Genomic DNA, 12,155 nt, shown 5'->3' with positions numbered 1-12,155 from the left:
CCTTCTGATTATAAAGTAGCTTAACCCTACCGGCACACTATTTGCTCCGAATACGGCAAGACCCTGCCGCCCGCCGGCGGCCTTTTGCCATCGCCCACTTCGGAGCATTGCATGAACCGTCCCACCGGACAGCACGCGAACGAGTTACAGCAGGCGTTTGAACAGTTCAATCGCATGTCGCGCGTGCTTGCCGATTCGTACCATGAGTTGGAGGGGCAAGTCGCACGGCTGACTTCAGAGTTGGCCGCCGCCCGTCGCGAAACCGTGCGGCAACTCGGCGAGACCCAGAGACTGGCTTCGCGGATGCAAAATCTGCTCGAGACACTGCCGGCTGGCGTGGTTGTACTCGACGGTGACGGCTGTATCGAAGCTTTCAATCCGGCGGCCGCCGATCTTCTCGAAGAACCCCTCAAGAATCAGCTTTGGGACGATGTTTCCGATCGTTCTTTCGTCCCCGGTGTGACCGACGGGGGAGAGGTGAGTCTTCGCGATGGACGACGCGTCAGCATATCGCGGCGACCACTGACGAAAGAATCGGGAACCTTGGTCCTGCTCACGGACGTGACTCAGGCTCGCCAACTCCAGGCGATGTTGGATCGGGAAAGACGCTTGTCTTCCATGGGTGAAGTGGCCGCAAAGCTCGCCCACGAGATTCGTACACCGCTGTCCACTGCCGTTTTGTATGCATCGCAACTCAGCGATTCGCAGCTTTCTGTAGCCCATCGGGAACGCTTCTCAGCTCGTGTCGTCTCGCGGCTTCAAGATATGGAGCAGATGGTCAACGATATGTTGTCTTTCGCCCGCGGCGAGCAGATGGGCGATGACGAAGTGCGGATCGCTGAACTCATTGAAGAAGTCCGTCAGGGATTGGAGCCGCAACTGGCGGCGCGTGGTAATGCCCGCGTCGATATCACGGGTGATTTCGACGAAACCACCCTCCGGGGAAATCGCCAAGCTTTGGTCAGCGCGCTGTCGAATGTTTCCGCTAACGGTATTCAGGTTTCGCCACCCGGCAGCACGCTCCGGATCCATGTCGAACGTACCGCTTCGCACATGGCGACGATCCGCATTGAGGATCAGGGGCCCGGAATTCCCGAGCCGTTGCGAGAACGGGTGTTTGAGCCTTTTTTTTCCACTCGGGAGAACGGTACGGGCTTGGGGCTCGCCATTGTCCGATCGGTGGTCAAGGCCCACAACGGTGAAATCGCGATATCGGACGGCGAGCAGGGTGGCACCTGCATCATCCTTCGTTTTCCCGTATCCGGCGCCGGCCACGCCTTGCCCAGTGGATGCGGGGCATCCGAATCCGGTGGCAGTTGGATCGATTGATATGTCCCTGATCACCCATGAGAACAAACAAGGAGAATATGAATGACGGCAGCGTCCGTATTGGTGGTGGAAGATGACGAAACCTTACGTGAGGCTCTCTGCGACACGCTGGAAATCGCGGGTTATTCGGTCATATCAGCCACCGAAGGGGCAAGTGCACTCGAACTCCTGGAAACCCACACGGTGGGTTTGGTGATCAGCGATGTGCAGATGCGACCGATGGATGGCCGGGAGTTGATGAATCGGATCCGCGGGCGGATGGGCGATTGTGTTCCGGTCATTCTTATGACGGCTTACGGCACCATCGAACGTGCTGTTGAAGCCATTCGTTCCGGTGCCACCGACTATCTGGTGAAACCCTTCGCTGCCGATGCCTTGCTCGAACTGGTCGAACGCGTGATGCCTGACGAGGGTTTGAATCTTGATGAGCCGGTCGCCACCGAGCCTCGAACCCGTGAGCTGCTGACCTTGGCACGTCGGGTGGCGGCGACCGAGGCCACCGTGATGCTGACGGGGGAATCAGGCACCGGTAAAGAAGTCATGGCCCGCTTCATTCATCAGCAGTCGCCACGTCGGGACGAGCCTTTCGTTGCGCTCAACTGTGCCGCGATCCCCGAGAATATGTTGGAAGCGGTCTTGTTCGGTTACGAGAAAGGCGCCTTCACCGGTGCCCATAAGTCTAACCCCGGCAAGTTCGAGTTGGCTCAAGGTGGCACCTTGCTGCTGGACGAAGTAAGCGAGATGGCGCTAGGTCTTCAGGCCAAACTGCTTCGTGTCTTGCAGGAGCGCGAAGTGGAGCGTTTGGGCGGGCAAAAGATGATTCCGCTTGATGTTCGGGTGTTGGCGACGAGCAATCGTAACCTGCGGGAAGAGGTGGCCCAAGGTCACTTTCGTGAAGACTTGTACTATCGACTGAATGTTTTCCCCCTGAACCTCCCACCGCTGCGGGAAAGGCGTGGCGACATCTTGCCGCTGGCGCGCCGTATTTTGGCCAGAAGCACGCCGGAAGGTCGTCCCATACCGACCTTGTCTGAAGCAGCCGGCGCCCAGCTTGAGGCCTACGAATGGCCGGGCAACGTGCGGGAGCTGGACAACGTCTTGCAGCGTGCACTGATCCTCCAGATGGGTAGCGAAATACAGGCCGCGGATTTGATGCTGGGTATGGAACCCGATGCGGTCGCGGTGGCATCCCCGGCTTCGAAGTCGGAACCGCCCACGGCCGCCGTACGAGGTGGCCTCGGAGACGATTTGCGACAGGCCGAGCAGCGCTTGATTCTGGACGCGCTACGAGCGGGTAAGGGGAGCCGTAAGCGGGCTGCTGAGCATCTGGGCATCAGCCCAAGAACCTTGCGGTACAAGTTAGCACGTCTGCGCGAAGCGGGCGTTGAGATTCCAGATTAGATTGGCCGCGACGATGACCTATCCATTTCAAACATTGGCCCGATCTGTGCCTTCAAATTCGATGGCCGACAACCATGAAAACATGGAATGGGATGGAGCGGTAAGTTTATGAGCGAAATAGATGTTTCAAGCGTGCTGGCACAGATGCGGGCTTTGCAGGCGCAGGCTGCTGGTACGAGTGATGCCCAAGCGACGGCTGAAGCGAACCAGGCAGGTGGTGCGGATTTCGCCGAGCTTCTTAAGCAGTCAATTAGTAAAGTCAATGAGTTACAGCAGAATTCTAACGAGCTGGCACATGCGTTTTCCAGTGGGGAATCGGATGTGGATCTGGCGGAAGTGATGATCGCACTGCAAAAGGCAGGCTTGTCGTTTCGCGCCATGACGGAGGTTCGCAACCAACTGGTGACTGCTTATCAAGAAATTATGCGCATGCCAATTTAGCGGCGATGAGCGGCAGGCGACAGATCAACGAATAACGCACTTGGCGCGGAGAAACTAAGGAATTAAGCATGGCTGAGGCCGCAAGAGAACAACAAGTACCGGTCCGAATGCAAGTGGACTCCTTAATGCAGCTACCCGGCGTGCGGCAAGCGGGTCTGTTGGTCGGATTGGCGGCCAGTATTGCGGCCGGCGTGATGCTGGTGCTTTGGATAAATCAACCGGACTACCGATTGCTGTTCGCCGGACTCACGGATCAAGAAGCGGCGGAAGTCATCCAAGCGCTCGATAGCAGCGGTATCCCATACCGGATGGGCGCCGGTCCGGGTGCGGTCATGGTGCCACCCGACAAAGTATACGAGTCTCGTATGAAACTGGCCGCGCAGGGTCTCCCACAGAGCTCTGGACGCGGTTTCGATTCCTTGCAAGAGAGTCAAAGTATCGGCACCTCCCAGTTCATGGAAAACGCTCGCTATCACCGCGCGTTGGAAGAAGAATTGGCGAGAACCATCGCGAGTTTGCAGCCGGTACAGACGGCGAGGGTTCATCTGGCGCTACCGAAACAATCGGTCTTTGTAAGGGATCGTAAAACACCCAGTGCGACTGTGGTAGTTCAGCTCTACCCTGGCCGGCGGTTGGAGAAAGGGCAGGTTGCCGCAATCACACACACAGTGGCTTCGAGCATTCCAGAATTGGAAGCGGGCCGCGTTACGGTGGTGAATCAGTTGGGAGATCTGTTGACCAGCCCCGAGCAGTTTCGTGACGTGCAAATGTCCGAGCGTCAATTCGAATATACCCGCCGCCTGGAAGAAGGTTATGTGCGTCGGATCGAGAGTCTGCTGATTCCCATACTCGGAACGGACAAGGCCCGCGCTCAGGTGACCGCGGAATTGGACTTCACCTTAGTCGAGGAAACCCGTGAATCGTTCAATCCGGATCAATCGGCGATACGTAGCGAGCAACAAAGCGAAGAGCGCCGCACCTATCCGCTGAATCCAGAAGGCGTTCCCGGGGCATTGAGCAATCAGCCGCCGGGGCCGGGTGTGACGGAAACCCTAGACGAAGTGGTCGGTACCGATGACAACCCCACCAGGACGGCACGGATACCTGTCAATTCCAGCGTTCGTAGCGTTCGTAACTACGAAGTCGACAAGACCATCAGCCGGATCAAGCAACCCACCGGCCGCATCAATCGGCTATCGGTAGCCGTGGTGGTGGACGATTGGGAACGTGTCGACGACGAAGGGGAACCATTGCGCGTTCCGCTTACAGAGGAAGAATTGTCCCGAATTACCACACTGGTGAAGGAGGCCGTCGGTTTTAGTGCTGAGCGCGGCGACAGTTTGAATGTCATCAACCAGTCGTTCCGTACGGTGGACGATCTCGAACCCATGCCGGCGGCACCCATTTGGCAGCAGCCTTGGGCACGGGACTTGGTTCGCCAGGCCATTGTTGCGATCGTTCTATTGGTCCTGGGTTTCGGTGTCCTCCGTCCATTACTTCGAAGTTTGCTGCAGCCGGCGGCGGGGGCACTGGCGGCGCCGGCCGCGAGGGTCGCTCCTGGTGGGCAGCTGGCACTCGGCGGTAGCCAGCCGAGTGCCGCGGCGCAAGCCTATCTGGAAGGCGAGGGTGGAGTGACCGCGGAAATGCTGGCCCAGGAAGATGAAACGCCGGATGAGGCCGTCGCGGCTATCCAAAGGGCTTTGAGTTTCGAGAAGAAGATGGAGGCAGTTCGAAGCTTGGCGACCGAAGACCCGAAACGGGTGGCGCAAGTCGTAAAGGGCTGGTTAGCGAAAGATGAGTGAGGCAATGAAGATCTCCGGCGCAGATCGGGCTGCCGTTCTGCTGCTGTCACTGGGTGAAGACGATGCGGCCGAAGTGCTTCGCCTGATGAGCCCCAAAGAGGTTCAAACCGTGGGTGGTGCGATGGCCTCGCTGGGCCCGGTATCGCGCGAACAGGCGATGATGGTGCTGGAAAGTTTCGTCAAGTCGGTGGAGGCGGAAACGTCCCTCGGTGTTGACGCGGAAGATTATCTGAAACGTGTGCTGAGGGCGGCCTTGGGCGAATCGAAAGCATCCGCACTGCTGGATCGGATCAGCCGCTCACAGAACAGTAAACGCTTGGAAGCCCTTAAATGGATGGATCCTCGCGGGATCGCGGAAATCCTGCGCCTTGAGCACCCCCAAGTGATCGCCATCGTGTTGTCCTATCTGGAGCCGGACCTGGCCGGCGAAGTGCTCAGCAACCTGCCGGAGGCTATTCGCCCGGATGTGGTACTTCGGGTGGCGACTTTGGACGGGATTCCACCGGCAGCGCTCGAGGAGCTCGACGAAATCATGGAGAAGCAGTTCCGGGGGACGTCCAACGTCAAATCGGGCCACGTGGGTGGAATCAAAGTGGCCGCCAACCTGCTCAATCAACTCGATGGGATCAGCGAAAGCGCGATTATGGAGAAGGTAAAAGAAAAAGATCCCGACTTGGGCCAGGAAATCCAGGATCGCATGTTTGTATTCGACAACCTGATCGACCTGGACGACCGTGGAATTCAAACTCTGCTGCGCGAGATTTCGTCGGACGTTCTCATCATCGCGCTCAAAGGCGCCGAAGAAGAAGTCCGGGAGAAGATCTTTCGCAATATGTCTAAACGGGCATCGGAAATGCTGCGGGACGATCTCGAGGCCAAGGGGCCCGTTCGCGTTTCCGAAGTGGAAACGGCCCAGAAAGAGATTCTGGGTGCCACCCGACGCTTGGCCGAGGCCGGCGAAATCTCCATAGGCGGCAAGGGAGATGCTTATGTCTAATGTGATCCGCGGCGCCCGTGGTGGCGCATATTCGCGCTGGCAGTTACCGAACGTGGGCGACGACCACCACAAAACCGTTCAGATGGCCGATCAAGGCGAGCCGGTTGAACAAGAATTACCCACCGTCGAGCAAATCCAAGAGATCCAACAACAAGCCTACGCCGAAGCCTACGCGCAAGGCTACGAAGCGGGTATTGAGGCGGGCAAGGCCCGCATGCAAGAGCAGGTGGCCTTGGTGGTATCGATATTCGACAAGCTGGCGCGGCCGCTCGAGGAGCTTGACGAGGCGGTGGAAAGCGAAGTCGTGTCCCTGATTGTCGCAGCGACCCGCCAATTGGTGAGGAGAGAACTCAAAACCACGCCGGGAGAGGTGCTGGCTGCGGTTCGAGAGGCACTGGGTATCCTTCCGGTAGGGCAACGAGATATCCGAATCTATCTTCATCCCGAAGATGCCGCGCTAGTTCGTGAATCCCTGACGCAGCCGGAAATGGAAGGCGCCTGGACCATCGTGGAAGATCCGGTCCTGACCCGAGGAGGCTGCCGGGTCGAAACGGCTACCTCCCACGTCGATGCCCGGGTTGAATCCCGGCTGGGCGCTATTATCAGCGCCGTATTTGGCGACGAACGCGACGTGAGTGCCGGCGGATGAATGCGGACGGCGCGATGGAAAATATCACCGAATCGGGGCCTGAACAGACCGAAACGACATCCCTGGCGCCGGATCGCTCAGCCCATTGGATTAGACGTCTTCATCGCTATGATCAGCGCATCAAAAACGTCCCGCCTCTGGTCGTTGAGGGCACCTTGCAACGGAGTGTTGGACTCACTTTGGAAGCGGTGGGCTGCCAAGCGGCGGTGGGTGGACGCTGCCGAATCATTTCGCCCGATCAGCGCAGCGTCGAGGCGGAAGTGGTGGGATTCGCCGGCGAGCGCCTTTATCTGATGCCCACCGGCCCGATGCACGGACAGATGCCTAACGCTCGCGTGGTACCCATCCGCGGTGTGGCCGATGCTCCTGTTGGCCCCGAATTGCTGGGCCGGGTGCTTGATGGGGCCGGCCGGCCGTTGGACGGAAGGGGTCTGTTACATTGCGTACAACGGATGCCTTTAACCGGTGCGCCCATCAATCCTTTGAGCCGCCAGTCTATCCGCGAACCACTGGACGTCGGTGTCCGCGCGATTAATGCCTTATTGACCGTTGGGCGCGGCCAGCGCATGGGTCTGTTCGCGGGAAGCGGGGTGGGTAAGAGCATGCTTCTGGGCATGATGACCCGCTATACCGAAGCCGATGTCATCGTGGTTGGTTTGATCGGCGAACGGGGGAGGGAAGTGCAGGACTTTGTAAGCCGCACGCTGGGAGAGGAGGGTATCGGCCGGGCGGTCGTAGTGGCCACGCCGGCAGACGATCCACCCCTGATGCGATTACAGGGTGCATGGTTAGCGACCACGGTTGCGGAGTATTTTCGCGACCAAGGGCTCAAGGTTCTGCTCCTGATGGATTCTTTAACCCGGGTGGCCCAGGCCCAACGCGAGGTGGGTTTGGCCATCGGGGAGCCGCCAGCAACCAAAGGGTATCCACCCTCAGTTTTCGCCAAGATCCCCCAATTGGTGGAACGTGCGGGTAACGATGCCAACGGGCACGGTTCGATTACGGCCTTCTACACCGTGCTGACGGAAGGTGATGATCACAACGATCCCATCGCCGACGCAGCGCGCGCCATTCTAGACGGTCATGTGGTGCTCTCGAGGCGCTTGGCGGAGTCGGGACATTTCCCTGCCATCGACATCGAGGCGTCTGTCAGTCGCGCCATCACTGATATGGCCGAACCCGCGCATTTGGAACAGGTCCGCCGCTTTCGTCGTATTTATTCGACCTATCAGCAAAACCGTGACTTGATCAGCGTGGGAGCCTACCAAGCAGGCAGCGACCGCACCATTGACGAGGCCATTTTACAATTTCCGGTGATGTCCGCTTTTCTCCAGCAGGATGTGCACGAAGCGGTCAGCTTTCGGGAAAGCCTTGAGGGTTTGCAGACCCTGCTCGCGCCATTGAGCGCAGCGTCCTCAAGTGTCGGTTCTGATGCATAGCGAAGATAACGTCCGATAAGAAACGGGGGAGGCAACCCATGACGCGTTCGGAACGTATGAAACCGATTCAAGATATCGCCGAATCACGGGAATTAGATGCGGCGCGTCGGCTGCGGGAAGCACAACGCATCTACGCGAAACAACAGGAATACCTCGAGGCCTTGCGACACTATCGGAAGACCTACGCGGAGGAAACCAATCAGCCCGACACCAATGTCATGGACGCCCGCAAATTGCGGAATTACCGAGCCTTTCTGAGTCATCTCAACGACAGTATTCTAAGACAAGAAGCAGCTGTCGATTCGGCACGTTCCCGTTGCGATCAAGTTCGTCAGGGATGGGTGGCGGAGCATCAGCGCCATCGGGCGTTGGATAAAGTCGTGGACCGATTACGTGATCAGGAACGGGCCGCGGCGAATCGCAAGGAACAGCGAGAGTCCGACGAATGTGCCTTGCGTTTGCTCAGCCGTCCTCAGCCTCGATCGTGAATTCGGGGTGCCCGAAGAGAGTTGGCCTAAAGATTGCATTGATAAACATGCCCGTCGCGGGGCGCTTTAAATTAAAACGATTTAGCAAGGGGCAAATCACCTCGTGCCAATGCCAGGATTCGGTTCTCTTACGCAAATCTCGCAACTGACGAGCATAGGCCTTGATCAAAGTAGCCAAGTGTCTGATAACACGGGCGAAGCAGATCAAGGCCTTTTTGCGGTTTTGATCTCGGGATTGCTGTCAGTTGACGGCGAAACGACCACGCAAACGAACGGTTTGAGGGATTTTTTGCGATCCCCAAGCGATGAAGGCCGGTCCAACCAAGCGGCAGAAACGCTGCCGGCGGAACTTCTGGGCGGCAACGTGTTACCGGCAAGCGGCAAGATCTTGCCGCCCATAAGCGGCGACGGGTCGGCTGACTTACAGTTGACCAATCCTTCGGTCGCGGCGAACAACCTTTTATCGCAAGCGATGATGGCGCCGGCCAACGCGGCCTCAAAGGTGGACTCAGGTCGGGACCATAAGCTAACCGTAAGTCACACCACGGCCGCCATCGTGTCCGATTCCAACTCGCAACCCATCTCCGTGTATAGCCAAGATGATGTCCCATCACCGGCTAAAATCCAGTTGCCGGAATTTGCTTTGTTGTCAGAGTCGGCCGGTGACCGTCCGGCCTTGGCCACGGGTACGGAGCTCGGTGGTTCATCTCTGCCGGAGGGAGTGGACGATACGTCCACACTCGAGCCATCAATTTCGCTAAGTGCTTTATCATCCCGGACCGCGAACAACCCACGTCCCGGTTCTATGGCACCGACGAGTTTCACACTGGATGTCCCGGTCAACCACGCGCAATGGGGTAATCGGGTGGCCGACCGCATCGTCTGGATGTCCACTGAAGGGCTCCAGGCAGCGCGACTCAGTCTGAACCCACCGGATTTGGGCGCAGTCGATGTGCGCTTGTCGGTTGTGGACGATCAGGTCTCGGTATGGTTCCAGAGTGGCAACGCAGCGGCCCGGGAAGCTTTGGAGGCGACACTTCCCCGTCTGAGAGAAATGTTCCAAGAGCAAGGGCTGCAGTTGGGTCAGGCCCACGTTTCTGACGGAGAGCCTTTCTCCCAACACGCGGACCAGAACGCAAAAGACGGCTACCCCAACGGATCGTCTTGGTTTGGCGACCGTGTTTCCGAAGAGTCGGAAGCGGCCTCCGGTTTGCTCGTTCATGAGCGTGACGGCCTGATCGATACATACGCTTAAGCGATATTTACGGCCTTAGCTGCTTCTCTCCGCATCAAACTTCGGTTGATTCCCGCCGGTTAATCTCGTTTCCGAAACTATCGACGCGCCACTGTGCGTTGTTCGTCAATTCTTTGGCGTGCGGTTCGTGTAGCGTGGCTTGCTGACCGTCAAAATTTTGTCTCGCATCTCACTCCGGTCTCCTAAGTTATTGTTATATCGGCATAAAGTTGTGTGGCACACGAATTGCTATCGCTTTGGTAGACAGATTCTTGGAGAGATGGTGATGGCTCAAGCTCAGGCCGCTGACGGAAAAGACAACGCTCCAGCCGAAAGTTCCAATCGCATGATGTTGATTGTGATCATCATCGGCGTCGTATTGATTCTTCTCGTCGGCGGAGGAATCGCCGCGTTCGTGCTGATGGCAGACGATCCTCAACCGGTCGTCGCTGAAGAACAAGAGCCTGTAGAGGCGCCTGCGATTTATTACCCGATGGAACCCCCCTTTGTTGTCAATTTCGGTTCCCCGGATAGCCCGCGGTTCCTTCAGGTCGGGATAAGCATTGCGGTTACGAAGGACGAAACCATCGAGGTAATTCATAGTCATAACCCAATGATAAGAAACAATTTATTGTTGATTTTGAGCAATCAGGATTTCGGCGAGCTCGGGACGCTTGAAGGCAAAGAGAGCTTGCGGGCGGAGATGTTGGAAGAGTTGGGTCGTGTGCTGGAAGAAAAAACCGGGGAGCGCGACGTGACGCAAGTATACCTAACCAGCTTTGTAATGCAGTAACGCCATGGCCGTGGACGAGATACTCAGTCAGGACGAGATTGATGCGCTGCTCAACGGCGTGGAAGATGGCGCGGTCGATACCGAATCTGAACCGCCGCCGGTTGATGGCGAAGTACGACCCTACGATCTAAGCAACCAAGAAAGAATTTTCCGCGGCAGGTTGCCCACGCTCGAGATGATTAACGAGCGGTTCGTTCGATTGTTCCGTACCGGCATGTACAACATGCTAAGACGTTACACGCAAGTGACCGCGGAGAAGGTCCAGATCAGAAAATACGGGGAATATATCAGTGGCCTGCTGATGCCCACCAGTTTGAACATGGTCCGGGTTCACCCGCTACACGGCACGGCCTTATTTATTCTGGATCCGAAGCTGGTTTTCACCTCGGTCGAAAGTTTTTTCGGCGGTGATGGCCGCTTTCCCATCAAGGTGGAGGGGCGCGACTTTACCCCGTCGGAGAACCGCGTGGTTCAACTGGTTCTCAACCGCGCGTTCGCGGATATGGCCGAGGCATGGGCGCCGATCTTGGCACTGAAACATGAATTTCTCCAATCGGAGATGAACCCCTCTTTCGCGAATATCACCACCCACAACGAGCTGGTGGTGATCAGTGTTTTCCAGATTGAGGTTGAGGGCTTCAGCGATATTGGGGAACTGCACGTCACCATGCCCATGACCATGGTAGACCCGTTGCGGCAGCTACTGGAGGCAGGTGTCCAAGCCGATCGCAATACGGTGGACGATCTGTGGGCCACTGCGTTGCAGGAGGAGATCAAGGACGCCTCGGTCGCGATCTCGAGCACGCTTGCTTCTGCGGACCTGACCTTGCGGGATGTATTGGAGCTGAGGGCCGGTGATGTGATTCCCATTGAGTTGCCGGAGCTGGTCAGTGTCATCGCCGAAGATGTGCCGGTGCTGAGAGGGAAATTTGGCGTCTTCAGGGGATCGAACGCGATCAAGATCGTCGAGAAAGTTGAAAGACGCGAACTCCTTGCCCGTGGCGCTGCGACCCAAGAAGAGAAACAGAACTCGGACAGAAAGCCTGTCTAGGAGCACAAACATGACTGATGCCAACGATTCGGATCAAAGCCAAGCCCAAGCCGAGGATGCCTGGGCCGAAGCGATGGCCGAACAAGCAGGCGATAAGAAAGCCACTGAGGAGGCAGCGACGGTCGCGACCGAGGGGCCGGCCGATGCCGCCCCACAGGCTGACCCCTTGCCCACAGCCACCTTCGATTCCTTGACGGACGACGGGGGTGACGATGATTCCCCGGTCAATCTCGATGTCATCTTGGATGTTCCGGTGACGTTGTCAATGGAAATTGGCCGCACGCGAATCAGTATCCGGAATCTGTTGCAACTCAACCAAGGTTCGGTGCTGGAATTGGATCGCCTGGCCGGCGAGTCGCTGGACGTGTTGGTCAATGGGACTTTGATCGCCCATGGCGAGGTCGTGGTATTGAACGAGCGCTACGGCATCCGACTGACGGACGTGATCAGTCCGGCAGAGCGGGTGAAGAAACTTCGCTGATGGAGTGTGCGAACGTGAGCATTCTCGGTTCTCGTGTTTGTTGTTGGTGC

12 protein-coding genes are annotated in these 12,155 nt (G+C 57.5%); all 12 read left to right on the top strand.

What is annotated here, in order from left to right; translation table 11 throughout:
• The first annotated feature begins 111 nt into the window (after nt 1-111).
• The 12 genes from SVU69_01365 to fliN all read left to right on the top strand — a co-directional run bounded on the left by SVU69_01365 (nt 112) and on the right by fliN (nt 12,105).
• Nucleotides 112-1,329 carry an ATP-binding protein gene (locus tag SVU69_01365; GenBank protein ID MDY6941644.1) on the top strand — a complete coding sequence of 406 codons (1,218 nt, stop codon included), beginning with the start codon at nt 112-114 and terminating at the stop codon, nt 1,327-1,329.
• 42 nt (nt 1,330-1,371) lie between these two features.
• Complete coding sequence (locus SVU69_01360; GenBank protein MDY6941643.1) at nt 1,372-2,730, top strand: sigma-54 dependent transcriptional regulator; 1,359 nt, start codon at nt 1,372-1,374, stop codon at nt 2,728-2,730.
• 108 nt (nt 2,731-2,838) lie between these two features.
• Entirely contained in the window at nt 2,839-3,171 is a 333-nt protein-coding gene (fliE, locus tag SVU69_01355) for a flagellar hook-basal body complex protein FliE (GenBank protein ID MDY6941642.1), read from the top strand.
• 68 nt (nt 3,172-3,239) lie between these two features.
• On the top strand, nt 3,240-4,973 hold the full coding sequence (gene fliF, locus SVU69_01350; protein ID MDY6941641.1) for a flagellar basal-body MS-ring/collar protein FliF: 1,734 nt from the start codon (nt 3,240-3,242) through the stop codon (nt 4,971-4,973).
• Nucleotides 4,966-5,970, top strand: a complete 1,005-nt coding sequence (gene fliG / locus SVU69_01345) for a flagellar motor switch protein FliG (GenBank protein ID MDY6941640.1) — start codon at nt 4,966-4,968, stop codon at nt 5,968-5,970. The genes fliF and fliG overlap by 8 nt, the downstream gene beginning before the upstream one ends.
• Nucleotides 5,963-6,619 (top strand): flagellar assembly protein FliH, encoded by a 657-nt coding sequence (locus SVU69_01340; GenBank protein ID MDY6941639.1) that lies wholly within the window; start codon nt 5,963-5,965, stop codon nt 6,617-6,619. Before fliG ends, SVU69_01340 begins: the two co-directional genes overlap by 8 nt.
• A 14-nt stretch (nt 6,620-6,633) precedes the next feature.
• Nucleotides 6,634-8,058, top strand: a complete 1,425-nt coding sequence (fliI, locus tag SVU69_01335; GenBank protein ID MDY6941638.1) for a flagellar protein export ATPase FliI — start codon at nt 6,634-6,636, stop codon at nt 8,056-8,058.
• 38 nt (nt 8,059-8,096) lie between these two features.
• Complete coding sequence (gene fliJ, locus SVU69_01330) at nt 8,097-8,546, top strand: flagellar export protein FliJ (GenBank protein MDY6941637.1); 450 nt, start codon at nt 8,097-8,099, stop codon at nt 8,544-8,546.
• Nucleotides 8,547-8,835: 289 nt separating this feature from the next.
• Nucleotides 8,836-9,801 carry a flagellar hook-length control protein FliK gene (locus SVU69_01325; protein MDY6941636.1) on the top strand — a complete coding sequence of 322 codons (966 nt, stop codon included), beginning with the start codon at nt 8,836-8,838 and terminating at the stop codon, nt 9,799-9,801.
• A gap of 265 nt (nt 9,802-10,066) precedes the next feature.
• Nucleotides 10,067-10,573: a flagellar basal body-associated FliL family protein gene (locus SVU69_01320; protein MDY6941635.1), complete on the top strand. Its 507-nt coding sequence runs from the start codon at nt 10,067-10,069 to the stop codon at nt 10,571-10,573.
• Between the two features lie 4 nt (nt 10,574-10,577).
• On the top strand, nt 10,578-11,624 hold the full coding sequence (gene fliM / locus SVU69_01315; GenBank protein ID MDY6941634.1) for a flagellar motor switch protein FliM: 1,047 nt from the start codon (nt 10,578-10,580) through the stop codon (nt 11,622-11,624).
• A gap of 10 nt (nt 11,625-11,634) precedes the next feature.
• Nucleotides 11,635-12,105: a flagellar motor switch protein FliN gene (gene fliN, locus SVU69_01310; GenBank protein MDY6941633.1), complete on the top strand. Its 471-nt coding sequence runs from the start codon at nt 11,635-11,637 to the stop codon at nt 12,103-12,105.
• Nucleotides 12,106-12,155 lie beyond the last annotated feature (50 nt).

This window comes from Pseudomonadota bacterium, from assembly GCA_034189865.1.
Classification (GTDB): Bacteria; Pseudomonadota; Gammaproteobacteria; order UBA5335; family UBA5335; genus JAXHTV01.
The sequence above is the reverse complement of the archived record's forward strand: the minus strand, read 5'-3'. Positions and strand labels throughout refer to the sequence as shown.

Coding starts and splice junctions, on each gene's coding strand:
- SVU69_01365 (MDY6941644.1), top strand. CDS start 112: ATGAACCGTCCCACCGGACAGCACGCGAACGAGTTACAGCAGGCGTTT.
- SVU69_01360 (MDY6941643.1), top strand. CDS start 1,372: ATGACGGCAGCGTCCGTATTGGTGGTGGAAGATGACGAAACCTTACGT.
- fliE (MDY6941642.1), top strand. CDS start 2,839: ATGAGCGAAATAGATGTTTCAAGCGTGCTGGCACAGATGCGGGCTTTG.
- fliF (MDY6941641.1), top strand. CDS start 3,240: ATGGCTGAGGCCGCAAGAGAACAACAAGTACCGGTCCGAATGCAAGTG.
- fliG (MDY6941640.1), top strand. CDS start 4,966: ATGAGTGAGGCAATGAAGATCTCCGGCGCAGATCGGGCTGCCGTTCTG.
- SVU69_01340 (MDY6941639.1), top strand. CDS start 5,963: ATGTCTAATGTGATCCGCGGCGCCCGTGGTGGCGCATATTCGCGCTGG.
- fliI (MDY6941638.1), top strand. CDS start 6,634: ATGGAAAATATCACCGAATCGGGGCCTGAACAGACCGAAACGACATCC.
- fliJ (MDY6941637.1), top strand. CDS start 8,097: ATGACGCGTTCGGAACGTATGAAACCGATTCAAGATATCGCCGAATCA.
- SVU69_01320 (MDY6941635.1), top strand. CDS start 10,067: ATGGCTCAAGCTCAGGCCGCTGACGGAAAAGACAACGCTCCAGCCGAA.
- fliM (MDY6941634.1), top strand. CDS start 10,578: ATGGCCGTGGACGAGATACTCAGTCAGGACGAGATTGATGCGCTGCTC.
- fliN (MDY6941633.1), top strand. CDS start 11,635: ATGACTGATGCCAACGATTCGGATCAAAGCCAAGCCCAAGCCGAGGAT.